Origin of the sequence: Xanthomonas campestris pv. campestris str. ATCC 33913 (genome assembly GCF_000007145.1) — a bacterium.
In the GTDB taxonomy this organism is placed as follows: Bacteria; Pseudomonadota; Gammaproteobacteria; order Xanthomonadales; family Xanthomonadaceae; genus Xanthomonas; species Xanthomonas campestris.
Genome location: NC_003902.1, coordinates 4,498,307 through 4,523,138, shown reverse-complemented (window position 1 = coordinate 4,523,138; position 24,832 = coordinate 4,498,307). Strand labels below are relative to the sequence as shown.

22 protein-coding genes and 1 other RNA gene are annotated in these 24,832 nt (G+C 65.1%); 17 read left to right on the top strand and 6 right to left on the bottom strand.

The genetic code is table 11. From position 1 onward, the window contains the following. Positions 1–35 precede the first annotated feature (35 nt). From XCC_RS19710 to hglS, 12 genes are all read left to right on the top strand, one after another. Entirely contained in the window at positions 36–953 is a 918-nt protein-coding gene (locus XCC_RS19710) for a hypothetical protein (RefSeq protein ID WP_043877836.1), read from the top strand. A gap of 387 nt (positions 954–1,340) precedes the next feature. Beyond that, positions 1,341–1,646, top strand: a complete 306-nt coding sequence (locus XCC_RS22155; RefSeq protein WP_029216875.1) for a lysozyme inhibitor LprI family protein — start codon at positions 1,341–1,343, stop codon at positions 1,644–1,646. 54 nt (positions 1,647–1,700) lie between these two features. Further along, entirely contained in the window at positions 1,701–3,062 is a 1,362-nt protein-coding gene (locus XCC_RS19700; protein ID WP_011038883.1) for a peptidoglycan-binding domain-containing protein, read from the top strand. Positions 3,063–3,377: 315 nt separating this feature from the next. After that, a complete protein-coding gene (locus XCC_RS19695; protein WP_011038882.1) occupies positions 3,378–4,082 on the top strand; it encodes a M15 family metallopeptidase in 705 nt (234 codons plus the stop codon). A gap of 10 nt (positions 4,083–4,092) precedes the next feature. After that, positions 4,093–4,290: a CPXCG motif-containing cysteine-rich protein gene (locus tag XCC_RS19690; protein WP_011038881.1), complete on the top strand. Its 198-nt coding sequence runs from the start codon at positions 4,093–4,095 to the stop codon at positions 4,288–4,290. 237 nt (positions 4,291–4,527) lie between these two features. Continuing rightward, positions 4,528–4,905, top strand: a complete 378-nt coding sequence (locus XCC_RS19685) for a hypothetical protein (protein WP_011038880.1) — start codon at positions 4,528–4,530, stop codon at positions 4,903–4,905. Positions 4,906–5,128: 223 nt separating this feature from the next. Next, positions 5,129–5,476 carry a hypothetical protein gene (locus XCC_RS19680; RefSeq protein WP_011038879.1) on the top strand — a complete coding sequence of 116 codons (348 nt, stop codon included), beginning with the start codon at positions 5,129–5,131 and terminating at the stop codon, positions 5,474–5,476. 240 nt (positions 5,477–5,716) lie between these two features. Beyond that, positions 5,717–6,151, top strand: coding sequence for an EF-hand domain-containing protein (locus XCC_RS19675; RefSeq protein WP_011038878.1), 435 nt, complete (start codon positions 5,717–5,719; stop codon positions 6,149–6,151). 166 nt (positions 6,152–6,317) lie between these two features. Continuing rightward, positions 6,318–7,070 carry an HAD family hydrolase gene (locus tag XCC_RS19670; protein WP_011038877.1) on the top strand — a complete coding sequence of 251 codons (753 nt, stop codon included), beginning with the start codon at positions 6,318–6,320 and terminating at the stop codon, positions 7,068–7,070. A 109-nt stretch (positions 7,071–7,179) separates the two neighbouring features. Continuing rightward, positions 7,180–7,746, top strand: coding sequence for a hypothetical protein (locus XCC_RS19665; protein ID WP_011038876.1), 567 nt, complete (start codon positions 7,180–7,182; stop codon positions 7,744–7,746). Continuing rightward, positions 7,746–8,417 carry a hypothetical protein gene (locus XCC_RS19660; protein ID WP_011038875.1) on the top strand — a complete coding sequence of 224 codons (672 nt, stop codon included), beginning with the start codon at positions 7,746–7,748 and terminating at the stop codon, positions 8,415–8,417. Before XCC_RS19665 ends, XCC_RS19660 begins: the two co-directional genes overlap by 1 nt. Before the next feature lie 256 nt (positions 8,418–8,673). Then, the gene (gene hglS, locus XCC_RS19655; RefSeq protein ID WP_011038874.1) at positions 8,674–10,041 is read left to right on the top strand and encodes a 2-oxoadipate dioxygenase/decarboxylase HglS; all 1,368 of its coding nucleotides are present in this window, start codon (positions 8,674–8,676) and stop codon (positions 10,039–10,041) included. A gap of 110 nt (positions 10,042–10,151) precedes the next feature. On the opposite strand, the gene XCC_RS19650 is transcribed toward hglS, so the two are convergent. From XCC_RS19650 to XCC_RS19635, 3 genes are all read right to left on the bottom strand, one after another. Further along, a complete protein-coding gene (locus XCC_RS19650; protein ID WP_011038873.1) occupies positions 10,152–11,423 on the bottom strand; it encodes an RNA polymerase sigma factor in 1,272 nt (423 codons plus the stop codon). A 63-nt stretch (positions 11,424–11,486) separates the two neighbouring features. Then, positions 11,487–12,311 (bottom strand): VOC family protein, encoded by an 825-nt coding sequence (locus XCC_RS22505; RefSeq protein ID WP_011038872.1) that lies wholly within the window; start codon positions 12,309–12,311, stop codon positions 11,487–11,489. Positions 12,312–12,334: 23 nt separating this feature from the next. Continuing rightward, complete coding sequence (locus XCC_RS19635) at positions 12,335–12,754, bottom strand: YciI family protein (RefSeq protein ID WP_040942399.1); 420 nt, start codon at positions 12,752–12,754, stop codon at positions 12,335–12,337. 252 nt (positions 12,755–13,006) lie between these two features. On the opposite strand from XCC_RS19635, the gene XCC_RS19630 reads away from it, so the two are divergent. Continuing rightward, positions 13,007–13,081, top strand: a non-coding RNA gene (locus XCC_RS19630) — sX9 sRNA. A gap of 4 nt (positions 13,082–13,085) precedes the next feature. On the opposite strand, the gene XCC_RS19625 is transcribed toward XCC_RS19630, so the two are convergent. The 3 genes from XCC_RS19625 to XCC_RS19615 form a co-directional block, all read right to left on the bottom strand. Then, on the bottom strand, positions 13,086–16,226 hold the full coding sequence (locus tag XCC_RS19625; protein ID WP_011038870.1) for an efflux RND transporter permease subunit: 3,141 nt from the start codon (positions 16,224–16,226) through the stop codon (positions 13,086–13,088). A 127-nt stretch (positions 16,227–16,353) separates the two neighbouring features. Continuing rightward, on the bottom strand, positions 16,354–19,602 hold the full coding sequence (locus XCC_RS19620; protein WP_019238036.1) for an efflux RND transporter permease subunit: 3,249 nt from the start codon (positions 19,600–19,602) through the stop codon (positions 16,354–16,356). 93 nt (positions 19,603–19,695) lie between these two features. Then, on the bottom strand, positions 19,696–20,934 hold the full coding sequence (locus tag XCC_RS19615) for an efflux RND transporter periplasmic adaptor subunit (protein ID WP_011038868.1): 1,239 nt from the start codon (positions 20,932–20,934) through the stop codon (positions 19,696–19,698). A gap of 259 nt (positions 20,935–21,193) precedes the next feature. Here XCC_RS19615 and XCC_RS19610 point away from each other — a divergent pair, with 259 nt between their 5' ends. From XCC_RS19610 to XCC_RS19595, 4 genes are all read left to right on the top strand, one after another. After that, positions 21,194–22,498, top strand: coding sequence for a M20 family metallopeptidase (locus tag XCC_RS19610; RefSeq protein WP_011038867.1), 1,305 nt, complete (start codon positions 21,194–21,196; stop codon positions 22,496–22,498). 174 nt (positions 22,499–22,672) lie between these two features. Continuing rightward, positions 22,673–23,488 carry an NADPH-dependent 7-cyano-7-deazaguanine reductase QueF gene (queF, locus tag XCC_RS19605; protein WP_011038866.1) on the top strand — a complete coding sequence of 272 codons (816 nt, stop codon included), beginning with the start codon at positions 22,673–22,675 and terminating at the stop codon, positions 23,486–23,488. Positions 23,489–23,592: 104 nt separating this feature from the next. Continuing rightward, on the top strand, positions 23,593–23,889 hold the full coding sequence (locus tag XCC_RS19600; RefSeq protein WP_011038865.1) for a LysM peptidoglycan-binding domain-containing protein: 297 nt from the start codon (positions 23,593–23,595) through the stop codon (positions 23,887–23,889). A 71-nt stretch (positions 23,890–23,960) separates the two neighbouring features. After that, positions 23,961–24,521 carry a hypothetical protein gene (locus XCC_RS19595; protein WP_011038864.1) on the top strand — a complete coding sequence of 187 codons (561 nt, stop codon included), beginning with the start codon at positions 23,961–23,963 and terminating at the stop codon, positions 24,519–24,521. The last annotated feature ends 311 nt before the right edge of the window (positions 24,522–24,832 follow it).

Genomic DNA, 24,832 nt, shown 5'->3' with positions numbered 1-24,832 from the left:
GATCGGCCCGCCAAAACCTGGAAGGATGTCGCGTGATGAGGCTCAGGAAGACACTGCTGTGGGCGGCGGCCATGCTGATGCTGGGCGGTTGCTCGGAGAAGGCCAGCGACGCGGCGCCTGCGGGCACGCCGGCAGCGACAGCCACCGCCGCGCAGGCCGCACCGGCGATGTCACCCGCAGCGCAGCCGCAACACGTTGCCGTGGAGGTGCCCACGCCCGGCAAGGTGCTGAACGATGTTTACGGGATGAAGGGCGATGGCTCGGAGTCCTACACCATCGATAACGGCGCGACCGCCACCTTTTGGTACGGCTACCGCTTCGACCTCGGCGGCAAGCACTACTACACCGGGTTTGCCAATGCAGGGCCGGGCAAATACGGCAAATCCGAAGAGGAAGACATCCCTGATCCCAACGTCGGGGTGAGTATCAGCCAGACCACTTATGTGCTGGACGAGACAGGCGGCAAGCCGACCTGGACGCTCTTCCACGCGCAGCAATGGGCGGGCGATTTTGGCGCAAACGAAAGAGCCGACCCGCTCGATGAGAAGCGCAAACCCCAGAGCACGCAGACAAAGGACGGCCATCTGCTGCTCGCAGTGCCGACCACCCGGTTCGCCACCGGCGTCACCCTCTCAGGCTTTGCCATCTTTACGTTCGACCCGAATAAAAACGACCTGGGCGATTACAAGGGCTGGGTCTATCTGGGCACCGTGGTGACCGGCGACGACAATAGCGCAGCCTGTGACGACGAAGGCACGATGAAATGCGTCACCAGCACCGGCACGCTGAGCTTCGAGCCGGCCAAATCCGGCCGGATGCCGTCGCTGCGGGTGGTCATGCAGGGCACCACCGTTTCCGGCCCAGGCAAGATCCGCACCCTCGGCGCAAATGACGCGGTCACCTACACCTATGACGCGGCGAAGCAGGCATATACGCCGCTGCTGGATCGCTAAAAATGTTGTTTAAGGTCTCCTTCTTATTGAACGTGTCCTTGAAGGACTACCACCGCAGCTGGAAATATAATGGGCACTGATTCACTGATCGTCTAGAACTCCCACCCCGATCCGTGCAAGCCAAAAGGATGAATTCCATCAATGGTCACCGTCAAAGTCCTTCGTCTTTCATGTCTGCTTGCGCTATGCGTGCTGGCTGCATGTAGTGGCGAATCTTCCACGCCAGCTCAATCAACCGCGTCTGCTTCACCGAACGGATCCAGTGCGCCAGCGTCCGCCTCACCTACCGACGATGTGGCATTTGCCGCTGATGCACAGCCTTCCAGTCCGCAAGCTACCCAGGCGCAGGCTGCGCCTGGGTCATCAAAACCAAAAGGAGATTCACCCTTGCTGCGACCTTCCTATGACGAATGCATTACTAACGCCGCAGGTGCAACCCCGGCAATGCTGGATTGCATCTCTGCTGAGCACGAGTACCAGGATTCCCGCCTGAATAACGTCTACAAGGCGCTGATTGCGAAGCTGGATGGCACAGAGCAGAGCAAGCTGCGCGATCAGCAGCGGCAATGGATCGCTGATCGCGATGAAAAGTGTTACTACGATCCCGATAGCGGGCAGGCGGGGCGCGTAGATGCTGCCGAATGCCGTCTCGACATGACGGCGAGTCGAGCAGCCGAGCTTGAATCGCTTTGAATTCCGCGTTTCTCGTGACAACTGTAATTTGGTTCTTAGATAAGGAGATGTGCGATGAGCAACAAGGACTGGGAGTTGGGTCAAACCTCTAAGCATTACGAAACCGGCGGGCGAGGCGCAAGTACAGTGTCGTCCGGTATCGATGATCCGGGCGGTGTTTCTTACGGCTCTTATCAGATGACGTCCCAGGTCAAGACAAAGGAAGGCAATGTCATCGTTGGAGGTACCGTTGCGGCCTTCGTGAAGAAGAGTAAATACACCGACGATTTTGCGGGTTTGACGCCTGGCTCTGCCGATTTCAGTGCCAAGTGGAAGGAGTTGGCTAGGACCGATGCTTCTTTTCCGCAGGAGCAGCACGACTACATCAAGCGGACGCATTACGACAAACTGGTGGACCGACTGAGCGACAAAGGCGTGGATCTGTCCGACCGTGGTCCGGCTGTGCAGGATGCGCTGTGGAGCACTGCTGTGCAGTACGGTCCGGGAAGCGATAAAAAGCCCGGCGGATCTGGCGTTTTTTTGAAGGGGCTGGAAGAGAAGTTTGGTAAAGATTACGAGCTCTCCAAGCTTTCCGACAAGGACATCGTTAGTGCAGTGCAGGATTACAAAGCCGAGCACGTCAAGGGGCTTTTTCCTCGTGTTGAGAAGCAAAAAACGCTGGATTCCCTGAAGGATCGCGCTGAGAACGAGAAAGCGGATCTGATCAAACTGGCAGACCCGGATAAGACGGTTGCCAAGGCGAGCCAAGAGCCTGCAGCACATGACCGTTCTCAGCTGGAAAAGCACGGCGCCCATAGTGTAGATAAGGGCGATGGGGTCCTGAAGCGCAATGAGCAGGGCGCTCCAGTGAAGGAGTTGCAGGAAAAGCTCTCCAAGCTGGGATATCTGGATGCGAAGGATGCCATCGGCACATATGGTCCCAAAACCGAGGCTGCGGTAGAGAAGTTCCAGCAGGAAAATCGGTTGAAAGGCGTGGATGGCAAGGCTGGCCCGGAAACACTTGCATCTATCGACAAGAATGTGCAACGGCAAGAGGGAGTTGAGCAGCTGCGCCGCGATAACCCGCTATTCGATCAGGCCGTCAAGCAGCTGGAAAAACAAGGGCCGAACGGCGGTTTCCAGAATCGCGATGAGATGCAACGCGCCGCCGGCCAAGTGGCATTTGAAGCCAAGGTGAGTGGTATGTCGCGTATCGATGAGTTGGTGCCGAGTACCAATGGCAAGGGCTTGATTGCAGTGGAGCGAAACCCCAATAACTCGCTCGATGTGAATCGTGCCTACGTGGACAAGCAACAGGCCGCAGCGGTGCCGCTGGAGCAGAGCCAGCAACAGCTCACAGCGGAGACGCAGCGGCAAAGTCAGGACGCGCAGCAGCGCACGCAGACCGCGCAGACACAGACGGGCCCGGCGCGCTGAGCAAGCTTATGCGGATGATGTTGTGACCTGTTGAGACAGCAGTCGCCACCCGGTGATCCACCGGGCTGGTGCTGCCCAAGTGTCGGCGTTGCTTGGATATGTATCGTTCCGTGATCTCTGTTTTCTGATTCGTAAGTCCAAAGTCAGCAACAACTGATCCAACTTGGTCGGATCCGCATGGCAGCATGCGATCCGGCAAGCGTGTCTTTCTGACCATCTCCGCGTATCCCGCCCAACGGGCCGATGTCCTATGCTTGGCGCATGCCATACCCATGCTTCAGCGCAGATAACACCTCGCAGACCGTCTGCACCTCGATGCGTGTTTGGCGGTGGTCGCTCGCACTAGCTGTTCTATGCGCAGAATTCAATGTAGCGGCCACTCCCACGATCTCGCCAGCCACCACGGCTGCAGAAGCGGGGTTGATCGATGTGCGCACCCTTGCGCCCAACATCGATGTCGACATGCGGTACGCCGGGCGCGACAACTTCACTGGCCGCGTGGTGCCGGGCTATGCGGCACCGACCTGCTACCTGCTGCGGCCGGCCGCCGAGGCGTTGGCAAGGGTGGCACGGGCGGTGGAGGCTGATGGCGAGCGCCTGCAGGTCTTCGATTGCTATCGCCCGGTGCGTGCGGTGCAGGCGTTCGTCGCATGGGCGCGTGATCTGCAGGCGCAGTCGACCAAGGCGCAGTACTACCCGCGCGTGGACAAGCGCGCGTTGCTGGGCGATTACATCGCCGAGACCTCCGGGCACAGCCGCGGGGCCACGCTCGATCTGGGGTTACTGACCTGCAAGCGCGGAACCTGCGCGCCGGTGGACATGGGCACGCCGTTCGATTTCTTCGACGCCCGGGCACATACCGACGCGCCGGACATCAGCGCAACCCAACGCGCACACCGCCAGCGCCTGCTGCGCGCAATGGCGGCGCAGGGCTTCGTCAACTACCCGATGGAATGGTGGCACTTCACCTTTCGTCCGGAACCCACGCCCGACACCGCCTACGACGTGCCGGTCAACTGAGGAACCTGCCATGTCCGATCCGGAACGCTTCGTCGATATCGCCTGCCCGTATTGCGGGGAATGGATCACCCTGGTGCTGGATCTGTCCGGCGGCGACCAGCATTACATCGAAGACTGCCAGGTCTGTTGCAAGCCCATTTCGGTGAGCGTGCAGTGGGATGAGGAAGGCGAAGCGCAGGTCAGCGCACGTGGGCAGGACGACGCCTGAGCGCTAGGCGGCTTTGCGCAGGTCTGGCGAGCGAACAGTCCACCGCGTAACGATGTTGCGCCGCCGAACGAATGAGTGGAATGAGGCGTTAGCCCACTTCGCTTCGCTTGCCGCACCGGTGCTGCGGCAGCGGCCGCTGGCTGCACGATCCAGTGGCGCGCCAACCACAGTGCCGCGCGTGGTTGCCCCGCGCACTGCGGCTAGACTGGGGCGTCTCTCGCGCTGGAACGCCTTTTAATGAATTTGCCTCTGCACTTTGGCCTGCTCGGATCGCTGGAAGCCGGCCTGATCGCCCTGGTGATCGGGGTATTGCTGTTTGCCGGGGTCGAGCACCTGGGCCGGCGTCTGCAGTTCACCCATGGGCACACCCTGGGCATCGCCTGCCTGTTGGCGGTGGCCATCGGCGCCGGCTACGACATGTGGCATCTGGTTTACACCAGCGTGGTGCGGCTCGAATCACCGCTGTATGCGCGCGTGGCATTGGCCAAGATCCACGACCCGAATGAACTGGGCTCGCGCGTGGTGCTCGAAGTAGCCGGTGCGATCGCCGGTGTAGTGCTGGGTTGGCGATTGTTCAGTTCCGCGACGTGGGACGATGACGCGCCTGCTGCGTAAAAGCGGCCATCAAAACGAGCCTCAAGTCTCAAATTCGCGGTGATTGAATGGGGCGCTTCTGTTTGGCTCACGCATGCCTAACAGCCGCCTAAACGCAAAGAATTGTTGGGTGGTTAAGAGGACGTTTTGCGGCAAATCAGGGCGGGTTGAACGTTCATTTGCGATAGGTAGGGTGGTGTCATGTGCGGCGACACCGTGCATTCCCAAGACAAGGAGACCACCCATGAAGACCCGTAACCGCACCTCGCTGATCGCTGCCACCGCCGCCCTTGCTGCCGCTCTGGCGCTGCCGGCCATGGCGCAGAGCGCCTCCCAGGATGCTGCGCAGCCGGCGCAGACCGGTAGCTCGGCCACCAGCGCACAGCCGCAGTCTGGCGGTGGTCAGACCTGGGCCAGTGTAGACACCGATAGTGATGGCGCCATCAGCAAGCAGGAAGCGCAGGTCAATGCGGGTCTTGCGCAGATTTTCGATAGCGCGGACGGCAACACCGACGGCAAGCTGACCCCGGATGAGTACAAGGCCTTCGTCGCCAAGCAGAGCGGCGGCGCGACCGGTTCGCAGGGGCAGTAAGCTGCAACCCTCATAGCTGTAGCGTTCTTTCCAACCGGCAGAAACATGTAGAACTCAACGCGATGTTTACCCACTGACATGACGATGGAGGTGCGAAATCAGCCAACCACTGCATGAGCGCCGCGCGCGCTGAGAACATTGTTAGGATCAACACACGGGAGCGGCCTGCCAGGGTCGCTCCCGTTCTGTTTACGTCTACCGGGTTAACGTGCACTGCTTTCCTGTGCTTGGCGGTCATCTATGTCTGTGCGTCTCACGCTACTGATCGGCTTGTCGGCAACGGGCATGGTGTGGGCCGCCCCACCGGAACTGCCGCCTGTCACGCCTGCGCCGGCCCCGGCCGCGCCTGGATCGAGCACGCAGACCATGGCGCCGCTGCCGATTGACCCGCCGGCACCGGCCAGCACGCCGTTGTTGCCCAAGGCGCCCGCGGCGACATCCGGTGCAAAAGGCGGTGCAGAAGCGGCGCTGCCCAGTCAGGCCGGGACCCTGGGCCCGCGCAGTTTCCGCAGCCTGGATAGCGATGCCGATGGCTCGCTGACCGCTGCGGAAGCCGGCGCGGACCCGGTGCTGCGCGAGAATTTCGCCCGGTTCGACAGCAATGGCGACGGCCGCCTGTCGCGGGACGAATTCGCCAGTTACCAACCCGGGCCGGGCGACGCGGCGGGGGACTGAAGGCGCGGATGATAGGCCGGTGCCGCCGCCAACAGGCGCGCTGCCGTGGCCAGCAATCAGCATCTTCCAACCGCGCGCGACGGTTGATGCAGCCTGCGTTGGCGACGGCCCGCCACACGCCGCTAGCCACGCTGAACACGGCAATGCGCGCTGCTAGACTTGCCCGATGACTCCCATTGCACAGCGCGACGGCCAGGCGATCCAACTGGTCGGCTTCGACGGCGACGACACCCTCTGGAAGAGCGAGGATTACTACCGCACGGCCGAAGCGGACTTCGAGGCCATCCTGTCCGGCTATCTGGACCTGGGCGACAGCCGCATGCAGCAGCATCTGCTGGCAGTAGAGCGGCGCAATCTCAAGATCTTCGGCTACGGTGCCAAGGGCATGACCTTGTCGATGATCGAAACCGCGATCGAGCTAACCGAGGCGCGCATCGAGGCACGCGACATCCAGCGCATCGTCGAGATTGGCCGCGCCACGCTGCAACACCCGGTGGAGGTCATTGCCGGCGTGCGCGAGGCGGTGGCTGCAATCGCCGCCGACTACGCGGTGGTGTTGATCACCAAGGGCGACCTGTTCCATCAGGAGCAGAAGATCGAACAGTCGGGCTTGAGCGATCTGTTTCCGCGCATCGAGGTGGTGTCCGAGAAGGATCCGCAGACCTATGCGCGCGTGCTTAGCGAATTCGATCTGCCTGCGGAGCGCTTTGTGATGATCGGCAATTCGCTGCGTTCGGATGTCGAGCCGGTGCTGGCGATCGGTGGCTGGGGCATCTACACACCGTATGCGGTGACCTGGGCACACGAGCAGGACCATGGCGTGGCAGCGGATGAGCCGCGCCTGCGCGAAGTGCCGGACCCATCCGGTTGGCCGGCCGCCGTGCGCGCGCTGGATGCGCAGGCGGGGCGCCAGCAGTAAGCTGAGCCTGCACTGCCGGGTAGGACGGCACGGCGCGTTCCACCGCACTGCAGTGGACAGGACGTTTTTTGGAGCGGCGCGGCGCGCCACCGAGCGAGGAGGGAATCTGATGAAGGTGTTTTGGTTGCTGCAAGCGTCCACTGCGCGTGCCTTGGTGTTGGCGGTGCTGTGCTGTTCCTCGCCGTTGCTGGCAGCGGAGCTCGAGGAAGAGCGCGTCAACCCCAGTGAGGTGGTGTTCCGGCAAGGCCAGCCTTACTACGACGATGGCGGCACCTTTGTGCAGCTGCAGACGCGCCGCATCGATGGCGAACTGGTGTATGTGCGCAAGGTGCGGTTCGATCCTGAAAACGGCTATGTGGACGCGCAAGGCGACAGCGTGGCGCGTTTACAGCCACTGTCAGGTGCGCGCCACGCTGCTGGCGATGACGGCGCGAGCACCTGGACACGTGGCGGCTACGGCGATGGCTACGGCTACGGCGCGATCCGGCTCGGTGCCAGCCGCAACCGCCCCTACGGGCAGATGTACTACGGCAACGGGCTGTACGGCCCGGACCCGTACAGCAGCCCGCACAACCGCGATGCGCGCCAGCGGTATGTCGGCCCGGGTTACATCGGGTCCTGCGATCTCAGCGGCTGCCGTGAAGTGCACTACTACGGCGTGTACGACCTGCGCTGATGCGCCACCGGCCTGACAGCCGCACATGCTTGCGGCATCATCTGCGCATGCCTGTGTTGCGCGCCCTGTCGCTTCGAACCGTGCCGCTGCTGCTGGCGCTGCTGCTGTTGCTGTTGCCTGCATGGGCCGCGGCGCAGAGTGCGGCAGCGCCAGCAGCGCCTGCGTCGGCCGCTGCCGCGACGGGACAGGAAACCGCGCCGGCAGTGATGCCGGGCACCGGCGACGCCTGGGTGGACCAGCATCTGGCCGATATGGGCAGCTACGCGCAGCGCTATCCGGACAGTTTCATGGACGAGGTGGCGCGCTACGCCGGTGTACGCCGCGGCTATGTGCAGGCGCTGCTGCAGGTGCACGGCTGGCATGCGGGGGACATCTATTTCGCGTGTTTCTGGGCGCAGACGCTGCAGCTGTCCTGCCGCGACACCGTGCGCGCTTTCAGCCGCGACCATCACGACGGCTGGCAGGGTGTGATCACGCGGCTATCGGTGGCGCCAGACACGGCGCACCTGCGTGCGTTGCGCCACGCGATCGTGGCCAGCTACGACCGCTGGGAGCGGCCGATCACGCTGGACGCGCTGCTGCGCCGCCAACTGGGTGACCATACCCAGCGCCTGGAAGCGGCGCGCGAGGCCAGCGAGGCAGCCGAAGCAGCGGTGCAAGCCGGGTTGTAGCGCGGTAGCTGTCGCGCGGCAGCGCGATGGTGCAGGCGCAACGGGCGCTGCGATGGAGTTGCCGATGACGGCGGCACGGCGCAATGACGCGACACTGCGCAGCATGGCGCGCGAGTACCGCCGAACGGCGCCTGGCAGCACTGCTGTCTGCCAGCCAACACGCGATGCCGATGCTGCCGTGCAGCTGGCCGCCAGCCGGCAGGGTCGGCGAGAATGGGGCAACGTCGGCAGTGGCCGGCACTGCCAAGACTGTCCCATGCGCGAGACCGTGTTTGTTTCCCCTGACCAGATCCGCAGCCTGTTTGCGCAGGCCATGTCAGACATGTATCGCGCCGAGGTGCCGCTGTATGGCGACCTGATGACCCTGGTGGCCGACGTCAACGCGCAGACCCTGCAGGCCGATCCGGCACTGGCGGCGCGGCTGCAACGCAACGACGAGCGCGCGCGGCTGGATCTGGAGCGGCATGGTGCGATCCGGGTCGGCACGGCACAGGAGCTGGCCACGTTGCGGCGGCTGTTTGCGGTAATGGGCATGCATCCGGTGGGCTATTACGACCTCTCTGTTGCGGGCGTGCCGGTGCACTCCACCGCCTTCCGCCCGATCGACGATGCAGCGTTGTCGGCCAATCCGTTCCGCGTGTTCACCTCGCTGCTGCGCCTGGAATTGATCGAAGATCCGGCGCTGCGCGCGCAGGCGGCGGAGATCCTGGCGCAACGCCAGATCTTCACTGCCGAGGCGCTATCACTGATCGAGCAGCACGAGCGTGCCGGCGGCCTGGATGCGACACAGGCGCAGCAGTTCGTGGCGCAGGCGTTGGAAACCTTTCGTTGGCATGGCGATGCAACAGTGGCGTTGCCCACCTACCGCGCGTTGAGCCAGGCGCACAAACTGATTGCCGACGTGGTGAGTTTCCACGGCCCGCATATCAATCACCTCACGCCGCGCACGCTGGATATCGATGCGGCGCAGGCACAGATGCAGCGCGCCGGCATCGAGGCCAAGGCAGTCATCGAAGGCCCGCCACGCCGGCGCGTGCCGATCCTGTTGCGGCAGACCAGCTTCAAGGCGCTGGAAGAGCCGGTGCGCTTCCTGGGCGAAACGGGCCAGGCCGAGCAGGGCACGCATACCGCGCGCTTCGGCGAGATCGAGCAGCGCGGGCTTGCACTCACGCCCAAGGGCCGCGCGCTGTACGACGCGTTGCTGGCGCAGGCGCGCGAGACCGAGGGCGCCGGCAGTACCGGCAGCGATTACGCCACCGTGCTGCAGACCGCGTTCGTTGCGTTCCCCGATGATGAAGCGGTGCTGCGCCAGGAAGGCCTGGGGTATTTCCGTTACGCGCTCACCGAGGCCGGCCGCGCCGACCCGGCGCAGGTTGCCGCGATGCCGGCCGAAACCGCGATCGCGCTGGGATTGGTGCGCGCCGATCCGATCATCTACGAAGACTTCCTGCCGGTGAGCGCGGCGGGCATCTTTCAATCCAATCTGGGCGGCGCCGAGCAGCGCGCCTATGCCGCGCACGCCAGCAAGAGCACCTTCGAACGCGAACTGGGCGCGCCGGTGCATGACGAGTTTGCGCTGTATGCGCAGCTGGAGCGCGACTCGTTGCGGGCGTTGCTGGTGTAGCCAGGCGGTGGCGTTGGTATCGCGTGCCGCGCCACATTGGGGCTGCGGTACGCGCACCGAGCCCATCTAATCGTTTGGCGCAGCCAGCACGTAAAACGACAACGCGCGCGTTACGCAGGCAACCCGGAGCAGGCATCGGCGCGGGTTAGCAGGAATGTCTTGTCGCGTGCGTTGCCGGCCAGCGTGGCGGCATGCAGGAAGTCAGCGCGTGCTTCGTCAAACCGGCCGAGCTTGTAGAGCAGGTCGCCGCGAACGCTGGGCAGCAGATGGTAGTGACGCAGTGCGCTGTCCTGCTGCAAGGCCTCTACCAGCACCAACCCTGCGGCTGGGCCTTCGGCCATTGCGATGGCCACGGCGCGATTGAGTGCAATCACCGGTGAGGGAACGCGCTGCGCCAGCCGTGTGTACAGCGCGGCGATGCGCGGCCAGTCGGTGTCCTGCGCCTGCGCGGCGGTGACGTGGCAGGCGGCGATGGCAGCCTGCAAGGCGTAACTGCTCTCGCCACCTCCCAACTGCTGCGCGCGGGCCAGCGCGGCCAGGCCGAGCTGGATCAGCGGTTGATGCCAGCGGCTGCGGTCCTGCTCCAGCAATAACACCGGTGCGCCGCTGGCATCGCTGCGCGCCGCGCTACGTGAGGCCTGCAACGCCATCAGGGCGCGCAATGCATGCACCTCGGCGGCAGTGGGCATCTGCTCGGCAAGCACGCCGATCAAGCTCAGCGCTTCGTGGCAGAGCGCAGGCCGCTGTGCATCGTCGCCGTCGCTGGCCGCGTAGCCTTCGTTGAAGATCAGGTACAGCACCTCCAGCACCGAGGCCAGCCGTGCATGCCGCTCGCTCCCGCGCGGCACTTCGAACGGCACCTGCTTGTCGCTGAGCGTGCGTTTGGCCCGCACGATGCGCTGGGCGATGGTGGCTTCCGGCACCAAAAACGCGCGTGCGATCGCATCGGTGCTCAAGCCGCCGAGCAGGCGCAGGGTCAGTGCGACACGCGCATCGGTTCCCAGCGCCGGGTGGCAGGCCACGAACATCAAACGCAGTTGGTCATCGCCCAGGTCATCATCGGGATCGACGAGCTGCGCGGCACTGGCGGCTTGTTGTTCGCGCTCGATCTCGAAGCTCAGCGCATCTTGCTTGCGCCGCTGCAATTGATAGTGGCGCAGGCGGTCGATGGCGCGGTGCTTGGCGGTGGTCATCAGCCACGCGGCCGGGTTGTCGGGAATGCCGTTGCGCGGCCAATGCTCCAGTGCGGCGACCAGCGCATCCTGCGCCAGTTCTTCGGCCAGACCGACGTCGCGGAGCTGGCGTGCCAACGCACCGATGATGCGTGAGGCCTCGCGGCGCCACAGGGTGTCCAGCAGTGCGGAAATGTCGGTCGCAGCCATGGGCACCGATCAGAGCATTCCCGCGTGTTGCCAGCAAGACGCGCCGCAGCGCGCCTGCATGGCTCAGCCCGGTTCGCAGAGGTTGTGCAAGACATCTGCATCGCCGCAGCGTGCGAGCGTGCGCTGTGTCTGCCAGCGATGCTGCAGCAGCGTTTCTGCAGGCGGCGTGGTGTGCGCGGCGACACGCGACGGTGTGCGCTGCGCGCTCCAGCTCGCCCTGCTGCACGCGGTGCACGGCTGCTGCGTCATCCGTGCCATCGGCGCAAGACACTGCACCGTGGCGACTGCGCACATACCCCGCAACATCAAACAGTCCTCGCACACGTTACAGGGCAGCAGGCGCAGCCCCATCGCGCGGAAGAACGCGATGGCGAGCGGCAGTGACACGATATGTGCATCCATCGCGCGCTGTGGGTGCATGGGCAGCTCCTGTGAGCGAGCGCAACGGCTGGGGTCAACTCTGCTGGTAGCGTCCGTTGACCAGCCACTGGATCCCGAACCGGTCAACGCACATGCCAAAGCGCTCGGCCCAGAAGGTTTCCTCCATAGGCATACCGATCTGGCCGCCTCGGCCAGCGCCGCGAACACGCGCTCTGCCTCGGCGTTGTCATCGAAGTTCAGAGCGACCGCGATGTTGGAGCCGCCCGGCGCGTGCTGGCCGGGCGGCATGTCCGAGCCCATCAGCAGTGGCGCTTCGCCTGCGGCGAGCGTGACGTGCATGACCTGGTCCGGTGCCGCGGCGCTCACGTCGGCGCAGCCGTCATCGCGGGTGTCTGGCGGCATCTGTGCGTAGGTCATCAGCATCAACTCGCCACCGAGGACGCGTTGGTAATGGGCGAAGGCTTCACGGCAATGGCCGTTGAAATAGAGATAGGGCGTGACGTGCATGGGCGGTCTCCAGGGTGCGGGGATCAGTGGGCGAGTTGTTGGCGTAGCGCGTCTTCCAGAGCGCGTGCCTCGGCAGTAAATGCAGTGCCGAAGTCCTCGGCCTCGAAGACCGGGCGCAATTCGATCTCGATCGGTGCGTTGTCGGGATTGGGCATGCGTTTCAACCACGCCACGGCGTCGTCCAGTGTGTTGACCTGCAGCAGCCAGAAGCCGGCGATCAATTCACCGGTGGCTGCAAACGGGCCGGAGGTGACACGGCTGCCGTGCGCATCCAGCTGCAGGCGCAGCCCGCGCGCGCTGGGATGCAGCCCCTCACCGCCGAGCAGGACGCCGGCGTTGAGCAGTTCCTGGTTGAACGCACCCATCGCAGTGAGCTGGCGCTCGCTGGGCAGAATGCCGGCTTCGGATTCGGGGCTTGCCTTGATGATGGCCATGCAGCGCATGCGGATCTCCTTCGTGATGTCGGGCGGATGACCGCTCACTGCGGCCATTGCAGACACGACGAACCAGCACGCGGCAGATCGACACGCGTGCGGAGATTTTTCAGTTGCATCCGATCAAGCGGACGCGAGCGGTCCGCACGCCCCACCACGCCGGCCCGCGTGGGCCAACGTGGTCACAGCGCCGCAGCTTAGAGCAGCTATCAAAACTACTGCGCAGCCGCCGGGCGGGCGCGGCCGGTGCTCGGAATCCTCATGTACCCACGTACATTCCGGTTCCTCCGCGCCGTCCGCACCCACCTGACGGCTGCTCGCTACGTTTTGTTAGCCGCTCTTAGTGTGCGGAGGCTGCCGGGCGGCGTGCGGCGGCGCGCTCGGCCCGCTGTGCACGCTTGCGCGCGCGGCGCGCCTTCCAGCGCTCGCTCAGGCAGGAAAAGATCACGTACAGCGCCGGGGTGCTGAGCAGGGTCAGGCCCTGCGAGAACACCAACCCGCCAATCATCGCGATACCCAGCGGCCGGCGCAGTTCCGAGCCTTCGCCCAGCCCCACCGCCAGCGGCACCGCGGCCAGGATCGCCACCATCGTGGTCATCATGATCGGGCGGAAGCGCACGATCGATGCCTCGCGTGCAGCCGCACGTGCATCCTTGCCATGCTCGCGCTGCGCCACCAGTGCGAAGTCGATCATCATGATGGCGTTCTTTTTGACAATGCCGATCAGCAGCACCAGCGCGATCATCGAAATCACCGACAGCTCGGTGTTGGTGATGAACAACGCCAGCAGCGCGCCCACGCCGGCGGCCGGCAGCGTGGACAGGATGGTCACCGGGTGGATCAGGCTCTCGTAGAGCATGCCCAGCACGATGTACACGGTGAGCACTGCGGCCAGCAGCAACACGCCCATCGAATTGGGATTGAGTTGCACGTTGAAACCGCCACCATCGCTGATGCGGATGTCGCCGGGCATGCGCAGCCCTTCCACGGTGTTCTTGATGATCAGATCCGCCTCGCCGGTGCTCACGCCCGGTGCGAGGTTGTAGCTCAGATCCATCGTCGAATACTGGTTGTCGTGGGTGATCTGCGGCGGCGCCAGGCCCGGCACCTGCGTGGCCACCGCGGTGATCGGCACCATCTGGCCGGCGCGATTGGGCACGAACACTTCATCCAGTGCCTTGGGCGTGGCGGTCTGCGATGGCAGTGCATTGACCACCACGCTGTACTGGTTGAGATCCGAATAGATGGTGGAGATGGAGCGCTGGCCGAACGCGCCATACAGTGCGCCGTCGATGGCACCCACTGAAATTCCCAGGCGCGCGGCCTTGGCGCGGTCGATCACGATGTTCTGGCGCAGGCCCGAGGTATCCACGTCGGTACCGACATCGCGCAGGCGCGGGTTCTTTTTCAGTGCGGCCTGCACCTTGGGCAGCCATTCCTGCAGTTGCGCGAGATCGTTGCCCTGCAGCGACACGCGGTATTGCGCTCCTTGACTGGTACCGCCACCGCCATCGCTGGGCAGGTCCTGGATTGCGCGCAGGCGCAAATCTAGATCCGGGTAACGGTCGGCCTTGGCGCTCAGGCGCGCAACCACCTGCGCGGTGGTCTCGCGCCGGCCTTCGTCGCGTTTTTTCAGTTCGATGTTGAATGAGGCGCTGGACCCCTGGCGGCCGGAGCCCAGCCGCGCGCCCACGGTTTTCACCGCCGGGTCGGCCATCAACATGTCGGTGATGCGGCGCTGGCGGCTGACCATGTCGGCAAACGACACCATGGCGCTGGAATTGGCGCGGCCCCAGATCAGGCCGGTGTCCTGTGGCGGGAACGAGCCTTTCTTGACCGCACCACCCAGGAAGATGGTGGCGGCGATCAGCACCAGCGGCGTCAGCGACAACAGCAAGGCATGCCGCAACGAAAAATCCAGTGCCACCGTGTACACCGCGAGCATGCGGTCGTGCATGCGATCCAGCCAGGCGCCGAAACGGCTGGGTTTTTCCGGCGCGGTATGGGCGGAGAGGAAGCGGCTGCACAACGCCGGCGTCAGCGTCAGCGACACCAGCATCGAAACCACGATGGCGGCCACCAAGGTCACGGTGAACTCGCGGAAGAACGCGCCGACCATGCCGCTGGCAAACAACATCGGAATGAACACCGCCACCAGTGAGGCAGTGATCGACACGATGGTGAAGCCGATCTCGCGCGCGCCGGTGAGTGCGGCCTGCAGGCGCGGCATGCCCTCGTCGAGGTGGCGCATGATGTTTTCGATCACCACGATCGCATCGTCGACCACGAAGCCAATCGCGATCACCAGCGCCAGCAGGCTGAGGTTGTTCAAGGTGAAGCCGAGCACGTACATCACCAACGCCGAGCCGGCCAGCGACAGCGGCACGGTGACCGCGGCGATGAGCGTGGGCGCCAGGCGGCGCAGGAACAGCGCCATGGTCAGCACCACCATCGCCAGGCTGATCATCAGCGTGGCCTGCACTTCATGCAGCGAGGCGCGGATGGTGGGCGTGCGGTCGAAATACGGTGTAAGGGTCGTGCCGGGTTGCAGGTAGGCGCGCAGCTCGGGAATCTGCGCCTTCACCTGGTCCACGGTTTCGACAATGTTGGCACCGGCGCGGGTGAAGGCATACATCACCACCGCGGGTTTGCCGTTGAACCAGGCGGCCTGGTAGGCATCCTGCTGACCGTCGTAGACGGTGGCCACATCGCCCAGGCGCACGATGCGCCCGTTGGATTGGGTGGAGATCGCCAGCTGCGCGAAGTCGGCGGCCTTGGCCACCGAATCGTTGGCGATGATCGCCATGGTGGTGTTGCCGTCGGACAAAAAGCCGGTCGGCGAGGTGACGTTGGCCGCGCGCACAGCGTTGCGCAGGTCGTCCGGGGTCAAGCCCAATGCGTTGAGCGCGCGCAGGTCCACATCCACGCGCACGGCTGGCGTGGAGGCACCGGCGATATCCACCGAACTGATGCCGGTGATCTGCCGCAGCCGTTGCGCCAGCAGCGAATCGGCCACGTTGTAGAGCTCATCGGCCGATTGGGTGTCGGAGGTCAGCGCAATGGCGATGACCGGGTCGTCGTTCGGGTTGGCCTTCTGGTACATCGGCGTGCCGAGCCCGGAGGGCAGATCGGACTGTGCCGAGTTGATCGCGGTCTGCACATCCTGCGCGGCCGAATCAATGTCGCGATTACTCTGGAAAATCATGAACACCATGCTGCTGCTCTCCGAACTGGAGGAGCGCATGCGGTCGATGCCGGGTAGCTGGCCCAGGTGGCGTTCCAGTGGCGCGGTGACCGTGGAGGCCATGGTGCTGGCGTCGGCGCCGGACTGCGTGGCGTGCACGAAGATCACCGGGATTTGGATATTCGGCAACGCCGCCACGCCCAGCCGCAGGTAGCACATCAATCCGATCACGAACAAACCGATCGCCAGCAACGAGGTGCCGATCGGGCGCTTGATGAAGGGCGCGGAGATGTTCATGGCTGTGGCGCCGGGAATTGGGAATCGGGAATCGGGAGTGGGCAAACGCCCACGCGGCTGCCATGCCTGCGTGCGCGCAGGCGTGGCAGCAAGCCGGAAGACCGAACAGCGATGACGCCAACGGCCGTCATGCCGGGCGCTCCGTCGTGGATGCCGGAGGCACGCCATCGCGGCGTGCGGCACGCCGTGCACGCCAATCGCGCACGCGCTCGCCGGCGCGTTCCATGTACAGATAGATCACCGGGGTGGTGTACAGCGTGACCAGCTGCGAGAGCAGCAGGCCGCCAACGATGGCGATGCCCAGCGGGCGGCGCAATTCCGAACCGATGCCGGTGCCCAGCGCCAGCGGCAGCGCGCCCAGCATCGCGGCGGCGGTGGTCATCATGATTGGGCGGAACCGCAGCAGGCAGGCGCGCCGAATCGCTTCGTGCGCGTTGACGCCGGTACGGCGGGCTTCGATCGCGAAGTCGATCATCATGATCGCGTTTTTCTTGACGATGCCGATCAGCAGCACGATGCCGACGATGCCGTCCACCGACAGGCTCAGCCCGCACACCATCAACGCCAGCAACGCACCGACACCGGCCGGCGGCAGCGTGGAGATGATCGTCAGCGGGTGGATGTAGCTCTCGTAGAGCACGCCCAGCACGATGTAGATCACCACGATGGAGGCCAGCAGCAACCACACGATGTCGGTCTGGCTGCCGGTGAATTCGGCGGCCTTGCCGACGAATTCGGCATGCACCTGGGTGGGAATCTTGAGGTCTGCGCGCGCCTGTTCGATCGCCGCCACGGCCTGCGAGAGCGAATGCCCGGGCGCCAGGTTGAAGGAGATGGTCACCGCCGGCAGCTGCTGCTGATGGCTGACCACCAACGGCGTGTTGGTGACCTTGGCCTCGGCCAGCGCGGCCAGCGGAATGATGCTGCCGGCGCCGACCACGATGCCGGTGTTCTGGTTGCCCACGCCGGTGGCGGTGGACGAGTTGGACGAGGTCACCTGGCCGAAGCTGGTGGCATTGGTGCCGGTCAGCGCGCCGCTGCCGTTGCTGGCCACGGCCAGCTGGTTCATCAACGCAGTGCTGCTGCGGAATTCCGGCGCCACTTCCAGCACCACGCGGTACTGATTGAGCTCGGTGAAGATGGTGGAGATCTGGCGCTGGCCGAAGGCGTCGTAGAGCGTGTCGTCGATGGTCTGCATCGGCACGCCCAGCATGCTGGCCTTGTCGCGGTCGATGCTGAGCTCCAGCGCGCGGCCCTGGTTGGCCAGGTTGTTGTCCACGTCGGCCAGCTCTGGCAGCTTGCGCATCGCCTCGGTCATGCGCGTGGCCCAGGATGCCAGCTCGGTGCTGTCCACGTCCGCCATCGAATACTGGTATTCGGTGGCGGCCACGCGCGTGTCCAGGGTGACGTCCTGCACCGGCTTGAGGAACAGCGCCACGCCGGGAATACCGGACACCGCTTTTTGCAGGCGCGCCACCACGGTTTCCAGATCGTCGCGGTCGCCGCGCGTCTTCAGCACGATCGACAGCTGGCCCTGGTTGAGCGTGGGGTTCATCGAACCTGCGCCGATAAAGGCGGCCACGCCGGTCACCGCCGGGTCCTTGCGCAGCGCGGCGGCAACCGCCTGGGTGCGCTGCTCCATCTGCGGGAAGGCCACGTTCTGATCGACCTGCACCACGCCGGTGATCAGGCCGGTGTCCTGTTCGGGCAGCAGGCCCTTGGGGATGGCCACGTACAGCACCACGGTCAAGGCCACCGCGCCAATCGCCACGGCCAGGGTCAGCGGCTGGTGGTCGAGCACCCAGTCCAGCGAGCGCTCGTACACACCCACGGTGCGCGTCCATAGGTTGGTCTTGCCTTCAGCGGCCGCGCGCTCGTGCGCGTCTTCGCCTTCGGGCAACGCGTCGGGCTTGAGCAGGTAGGCGCACATCATCGGCGTCAGCGTCAGCGACACCAGCATCGAGATCACCACCGCGATCGACAGCACCCACGCAAACTCGTGGAACAGCCGCCCGGTGACCCCGGGCATCAGCAGCAGCGGCAGGAACACCGCCACCAGCGAGACGGTCAGCGACAACACGGTGAAGCCGATCTGGCGCGCACCGATCTCTGCTGCCTCCGGCCCGCTCTTGCCCTGTTCGATGTAGCGCACGATGTTTTCGATCATCACGATCGCATCGTCGACCACGAATCCGGTCGCCACCACCAGCGCCATCAGCGACAGGTTGTCCAGCGACATGCCCGCAAACGCCATCACCCCGAAGGTGCCGGCCAGCGACAGCGGCACCGCCACCGAGGGAATGATGGTGGCCCACAGCCGGCGCAGGAACACGAAGATCACCGCCACCACCAGGAAGATGGTCAGCACCAGGGTGAACTTCACTTCATGCACCGAGGCGCGGATGGTTTCGGTGCGGTCGGAGAACACGTCCAGGTGCACGTCGGCCGGCAGCACGCCCTGCAGCTGCGGCAGGATGCTGCGGATCTGCTCCACCGTCTGCACGATGTTGGCACCGGGCTGGCGGCGGATTTCCAGCAGCACCGCCGGCTTGCCGTCGGCCCAGGCGGCAAGTTGGTCGTTCTCTACGCCATCGACCACCTTGGCCACATCGGCCAGCCGCACCGGCGCGCCGTTGTTGTAGCTGATGATGGTTTCGCGGTACTGCGCCGCGTCGGTGAGCTGGTCGTTGGTGCCGATGCTGTAGGACTGGGTCTTGCCGTTGAGCGAGCCCTTCGGCGCGCTGACATTGGTCTGGGTCAGTGCGCTGCGCAGCGACTCCATGGTCAGGCCCATGTTCGACAACTGCGCCGGATTGACCTGGATGCGCACCGCAGGCCGCACGTTGCCGGCGATCGACACCAGGCCCACGCCCGGCACCTGCGACAGGCGCTGGGCCAGGATCGCATCGGCGTAGCGGTTGACCTCGCGCAGCGGCAGCGTGTCGGAGGTGAGCTTGAGCGTGAGGATCGCCGCGTCTGCGGGATTCACCCGGTTGTAGACCGGCTGGTAGGGCAACGACGAGGGCAGGGTGGCCTGGCGGATCGCCGCCTGCACGTCCTGCGCGGCAATGTCGATGTCGCGGTCCATCGAGAATTGCAGAATGATCGTGGACAGGCCTGCCGACGAATCGGAGGTCATCATCTGTAGCCCGGAGATTTGCCCGAGCTGGCGTTCCAACGGCGTAGTCACCAGCGAGGCCATGGTGGTCGCGTTGGCGCCGGGATACTGGGTGGAGACGACCAGACTGGGCGCGTCGATTTCCGGCAGTGCCGAGACCGGCAGTTGCCGGTAGCCCAGGATGCCCAGCAGCAGGATGCCCGCCATCAACAGCGAGGTGGCGATCGGACGGCGGATGAAGATGGTCGAAAAGCCCACGGGGGGTGTCCTTGCTGAAGACGTCAATCGATGCCGGCGCGGATGGCGCCGACGCACACAGGCAACGGGAATACCGTTGCCTGTGGTCGCGAGTTAGCGCGGGCCGCCGCCACGCCGGCCGCCGGCACTGCCGCGGCTCTTGTCCTGCGCCGCCTTGAGCTCGGCTTCGGTGGGCTCGGGCGGGGTTTCGCCCGGCTTGAGCGCGCTGACCTTGCTGCCCGGCTTGAGCCGGAACTGGCCTTCGGTCACCACGCGTTCGCCGGGCTTGAGGCCCTTGGTGATCTGCACGTGGCTGTCGTCCACCTCCACGCCCTGTACCACGGTGCGCATCTGCGCGGTGCTGTCGCTGCCCACCACGTACACGTAATCGCCATCCGGGCCGCGCTGCACGGCCTGGGTCGGCACCACGGTGCCGCCGGAGATGGTGCGCAGCTGCAGCCGCACGTTGACGAACTGGCCCGGCCACAGCGCGTTGTCGGCATTGCCGAAGATCGCGCGCGCACCAAAGGTACCGCTATCGGCGGCGATGCGATTGTCGATCACATCGAGCTTGCCGTCGGCACTGATCACATGCGCATCGCCACGGTCCAGCGCGGCCACCGGCAACGGGGTGGCGGCCTGGCCGCTGCGCACTGCCGGCAGCTCGCGCTCGGGCAGGCTGAAGGACACGTAGATCGGGCGGATCTGGGTCAGGGTGACGATGGTGGAGGTGGTGCTGACGATATTGCCCACGTCCACGCCGCGGATACCGGCAATGCCGTCGATCGGCGCGGTGACCCGGGTGAACTGCAACTGCACCTGCGCCGAGCGCATCTGTGCATCGTTGGCGGCCACGGCGGCCTCGTACTGCGCCACCTGGTTGCGCTGGGTGTCCAGGTCGGTGCGCGACACGTACTGCTTGTAGGCCGGGTCATTGGAGCGCTGGTAGTTCACCCGCGCGGTGGCCAGCAGCGCCTGGTTCTGGCGCTTGGCGGCCAGCGCCTGGTCGTAGCTGGCTTGCAGCGTGCGCGGGTCGATCTGCGCCAGCAAAGCGCCCTTCTTCACTTCCTGGCCTTCCTGGAAATTCAGGCTCATCAGCTGGCCGGACACCTGCGGGTTCACCGTCACCGTGTTGAGCGCGGTCACCGTGCCCAGCGCGGTGGCGTACACCGGCACGTCCTGGGTGGCGGCGGGCACCACAGTCACCGGCACCGGGCCGCTGTTTTCGGTGCCATTGCCATCCGGCGCCCCTGGCCGCTTGCCCTGCTGGCCCCCGCCCATCATGCGCATTGCAACGAACACAACGACGAGCACCGCCACGACCAGCAGTGAGATCTTCCAGAAACGCGACATTCGACAACTCCTGATGGCGGGCCGGGCGCGTAGGTGCGTCCGTGGGGGCGGCTGAGCAAAGCATATCGTCGCGCTCGCAGGTTGGAACGTTACTGAAGTAACGGGCCACCCCCCTGCGCGACAGGCCGATTCACTGGCGTGGTGCTGCGGCAACGCGCCACGGTCGTTGCGGTTGACCGCGGGGCTGAATCGCACCCCACTGTGGCCCGGGCGCGGCGCCGGTGCACTACAGTGAGGCATCCCGATTGGAGAATGTTCAATGCGCCATCGCCTGCTCAGCAGCGCCCTGCTGCTTGCCCTGCCCACGCTTGCCGCCGCCCAGGCCGCGCCCCGGCCCGAAGTCCAGGCGGCTGCGGCGCCCTTGCAGGCCAAGGTGGTGCAGTGGCGCCGCGACTTCCACCAGCACCCGGAGTTGTCCAACCGCGAGGAGCGCACCGCCGCCACCGTGGCCGCGCAGTTGCGCAAGCTGGGCCTGAAGCCGCGCACCGGCATCGCCCATCACGGCGTGGTGGCCATCATCAAGGGCGGCAAGCCCGGCCCGAAGATCGCCCTGCGCGCGGACATGGACGCGCTGCCGGTGACCGAACAGACCGGTCTGCCGTTCGCCTCCAAGGCCACCTCTCAATACCGCGGCGAGACCGTGGGGGTGATGCACGCCTGCGGCCACGACGCCCACACCGCCATCCTGCTCGGCGTGGCCGAGGCCCTGGTCGGCATGCGCGAACAGTTGCCGGGCGAGGTGATGCTGATCTTCCAACCCTCCGAGGAAGGCGCGCCGGGCAATGAAGAAGGCGGCGCCTCGTTGATGCTCAAAGAAGGCCTGTTTGCCGACTTCAAGCCGCAGGCGGTGTTTGGCCTGCACGTGTTCTCCAGCGTGCAGGCCGGCAAGATCGCGGTGCGCGGCGGCCCGCTGATGGCGGCCTCGGACCGGTTTGCGATCAAGATGATCGGCCGCCAGACCCACGGCTCGGCACCGTGGAACGGCATCGACCCGATCGTGGCCAGCGCCGACATGATCGGCACCGCGCAGACCGTGGTCAGCCGCCGCGCCAATCTGTCCAAGCAGCCGGCGGTGGTCAGCTTCGGCGCGATCAAGGGCGGTATCCGCTACAACATCATCCCCGACGACGTGGAGATGGTGGGCACCATCCGCACCTTCGACGAAGGCATGCGCCAGCAGATCTTTGCCGACCTCAAGACCGTGGCCGAACACACCGCCGCCGCGCATGGCGCCAAGGTCGAGGCGCAGGTGCCCGACCAGGACGGCAACCCGGCCACCGTCAACGACCCGGCCCTGACGGCCAAGATGCTACCCAGCCTGCAGGCCGTGGTGGGCGCAGACAACGTCTACGAGCCGCCGTTGCAGATGGGCGCGGAAGATTTCTCGTTCTACGCCCAGCAGGTACCGTCGATGTTCTTCTTCGTCGGCTCCACCGCCAAGGGCATCGACCCGGCCACCGCGCCCAGCAACCACTCGCCGCAGTTCCTGCTGGACGAATCGGCGCTGGATGTCGGCCTGCGTGCGCTGTTGCAGGTGTCGCTGGATTATCTGCAGCAGGGCTGAGGCTGGAGAAGCGGGAAGCGGGAATCGGCTGCGGTTGGGCGATTCCCGGTTTTCAGGGGACGTGCCGCTAGGCGACGGGCCGCGTGACGCGGCCCGATCGCCGCGGCGATCCAGGTGATTGCGCCCGCGTCGCCATACACCTCACGGCCAGCCCGGCCGCCCTAAAATGGCGGCATGAATACCCCAGAAGACTCTTCCCTCGGTCGCGAAGTCGCCTACCCGAGCGGCTACGACCCGTCACTGCTGTTTCCGATCCCGCGTGCAGCCGGGCGCGCGGCCATCGGCCTGCGCGGAGCGCTGCCATTTGTCGGCCGCGATCGCTGGCATGCCTACGAACTGAGCTGGCTGGATGCGCACGGCAAACCATGCGTGGCCACCGCCACCTTGCACGTGCCGTGCGAGTCGCCGGCGTTGATCGAATCCAAGTCGCTCAAGCTGTATCTGAACTCGCTCAACGCCACCCGCTTCAACAGCGCCGAAGCCGTACGTGCACGCATCGCCACCGATCTGTCCACACGTGCCGGTGCCGATGTGTCGGTGGAATTCGGATTGCCGCCGATCGATGCGGTGGGCGAGGGCGAATCGATCGACGCACTGGACATCGCCATCGACGATTACGGCCCGCCCAAGGCCGACTATCTGGCCACCCATGCAGGCACGGTGGTGGAGGAAGTGCTGGCCTCTGCATTGCTCAAGTCCAACTGCCCGGTCACCGGGCAACCGGATTGGGCCAGCGTCACGCTGCGCTACCGCGGCGCGCCGATCGATCGCGAAGGATTGCTGCGTTATCTGGTCAGCTTCCGCGACCACGCCGATTTCCACGAACAATGCGTGGAGCGCATTTTTCAGGACCTGCTGGTGCGTTGCGCGCCGCAATGGTTGGTGGTGGAAGCACGCTATACCCGCCGTGGCGGACTCGACATCAATCCGGTGCGCACCTCGCCGCAGATGCCCACGCCGCTATCGATCTTCCGCGATCTGCGCCAGTAAGGCGCACATTGTGGGTACTCGCGCCGGCTTCACGGCGGCGCGATCAGCACTTAACGGCGCTCCGCGCACCCTGCGCATCATCGTGATGGACAGGGAGCGCGGCAATGAATGTCGACAAGAAAGCAGATTTTTCCAATGTCACGTCCACGGTCGACAGCACCGCGGAGGTCGTGCCATCGCCGGATTTTTCCAATGTACGTTCCAGCGTGGAAAGCACCGCGCAAATCATCGGCGACGAGTCGGTGACCGTGCAGGCAGGCGACAGCCTGTCGGTGATCGCCAAGCGCCATTACGGCGACGGCAACTCGTGGCCACGCATCTTCGAAGCCAACCGCGACACGCTGAAAGATCCCGACACGATTTTTCCGGGCCAGGTGTTGCGTTTACCGCCGAAAGCGTAGCCACCACGCTACCTGCGCATTGCCGCGGCCTGTTGCACACACCCTTACCGTGACTCTTGGAGATCGATCCCATGCGTAGCAAATCTGCATCCAGCACCTTGGTCCTCGCACTTGCCGGCGTTCTGGCACTGTCCGGCTGTCGCAAGGAAGCCCATGACGATTCCAGCGTGTCGCAGGATCCAACCTCCGGCGCCGCAACCTCCGACATTCCAGGCCCCGCGAGCACACCGCCGGCCGGTGACCAGGCCGCGCAGGGCACTGCCACCGGCGCCGCCAGCACTGATACGGCCGCAGCCAGTGGCGCGGCGGTCACGGTGTCCAGCGTGGCAGTGGGGAACAAGGCGGGCGCCGACAAGAGCGTGACGCCGGCCACCACACTGGGCAACAAGGACACCATCATCGTTTCGGTGAAGACCGATGGCAGCGCCAGCAATGTGCCGGTCTCGGCCAAGCTGACCTTCGAGGACGGGCAGGTGGCGGGCGAGCAGAACGCGACACTGACCACCACCGGCGCCGAAACCACCAACCTGAGCTTCAGCAAGCCCGATGGCTGGCCGGCCGGTAGCTACACCGCGCAGGTCATGGTCGACGGCAAGCCGGCCGGCAGCCCGCAGACCTTCACCGTGAAATAAGCCGCAGCGTGCTGCGCGGCCAGTACGCGCGCAGGTGTCAATCAAGCTCACCCATGCTGCGACTCTCTCCCGCAGCGTGGGACCTGAGGCGCGATCGCAAGGTCGCGCCTTTTTTTGTGGCTGTGTGCGTCTGCGCGGCAGCGTTTGCATTTCGTTACACCTGCATCGATAGCGATTGGACGCGTGGCGGGATGAAGCATCCGCCTGTGGTCGCTTTACCCGGGCAAGGCCCAGACGCGACAATGCCGTGCTGATCCATCGCCGCGTCCACGCGCGTCGGCCGCTCGGCGTGCCACCAGCGACCACCGTCG

Coding starts and splice junctions, on each gene's coding strand:
- XCC_RS19710 (WP_043877836.1), top strand. CDS start 36: ATGAGGCTCAGGAAGACACTGCTGTGGGCGGCGGCCATGCTGATGCTG.
- XCC_RS19700 (WP_011038883.1), top strand. CDS start 1,701: ATGAGCAACAAGGACTGGGAGTTGGGTCAAACCTCTAAGCATTACGAA.
- XCC_RS19695 (WP_011038882.1), top strand. CDS start 3,378: ATGCGTGTTTGGCGGTGGTCGCTCGCACTAGCTGTTCTATGCGCAGAA.
- XCC_RS19690 (WP_011038881.1), top strand. CDS start 4,093: ATGTCCGATCCGGAACGCTTCGTCGATATCGCCTGCCCGTATTGCGGG.
- XCC_RS19685 (WP_011038880.1), top strand. CDS start 4,528: ATGAATTTGCCTCTGCACTTTGGCCTGCTCGGATCGCTGGAAGCCGGC.
- XCC_RS19680 (WP_011038879.1), top strand. CDS start 5,129: ATGAAGACCCGTAACCGCACCTCGCTGATCGCTGCCACCGCCGCCCTT.
- XCC_RS19675 (WP_011038878.1), top strand. CDS start 5,717: ATGTCTGTGCGTCTCACGCTACTGATCGGCTTGTCGGCAACGGGCATG.
- XCC_RS19670 (WP_011038877.1), top strand. CDS start 6,318: ATGACTCCCATTGCACAGCGCGACGGCCAGGCGATCCAACTGGTCGGC.
- XCC_RS19665 (WP_011038876.1), top strand. CDS start 7,180: ATGAAGGTGTTTTGGTTGCTGCAAGCGTCCACTGCGCGTGCCTTGGTG.
- XCC_RS19660 (WP_011038875.1), top strand. CDS start 7,746: ATGCGCCACCGGCCTGACAGCCGCACATGCTTGCGGCATCATCTGCGC.
- hglS (WP_011038874.1), top strand. CDS start 8,674: ATGCGCGAGACCGTGTTTGTTTCCCCTGACCAGATCCGCAGCCTGTTT.
- XCC_RS19650 (WP_011038873.1), bottom strand. CDS start 11,423: ATGGCTGCGACCGACATTTCCGCACTGCTGGACACCCTGTGGCGCCGC.
- XCC_RS22505 (WP_011038872.1), bottom strand. CDS start 12,311: ATGCACGTCACGCCCTATCTCTATTTCAACGGCCATTGCCGTGAAGCC.
- XCC_RS19635 (WP_040942399.1), bottom strand. CDS start 12,754: ATGCGCTGCATGGCCATCATCAAGGCAAGCCCCGAATCCGAAGCCGGC.
- XCC_RS19625 (WP_011038870.1), bottom strand. CDS start 16,226: ATGAACATCTCCGCGCCCTTCATCAAGCGCCCGATCGGCACCTCGTTG.
- XCC_RS19615 (WP_011038868.1), bottom strand. CDS start 20,934: ATGTCGCGTTTCTGGAAGATCTCACTGCTGGTCGTGGCGGTGCTCGTC.
- XCC_RS19610 (WP_011038867.1), top strand. CDS start 21,194: ATGCGCCATCGCCTGCTCAGCAGCGCCCTGCTGCTTGCCCTGCCCACG.
- queF (WP_011038866.1), top strand. CDS start 22,673: ATGAATACCCCAGAAGACTCTTCCCTCGGTCGCGAAGTCGCCTACCCG.
- XCC_RS19600 (WP_011038865.1), top strand. CDS start 23,593: ATGAATGTCGACAAGAAAGCAGATTTTTCCAATGTCACGTCCACGGTC.
- XCC_RS19595 (WP_011038864.1), top strand. CDS start 23,961: ATGCGTAGCAAATCTGCATCCAGCACCTTGGTCCTCGCACTTGCCGGC.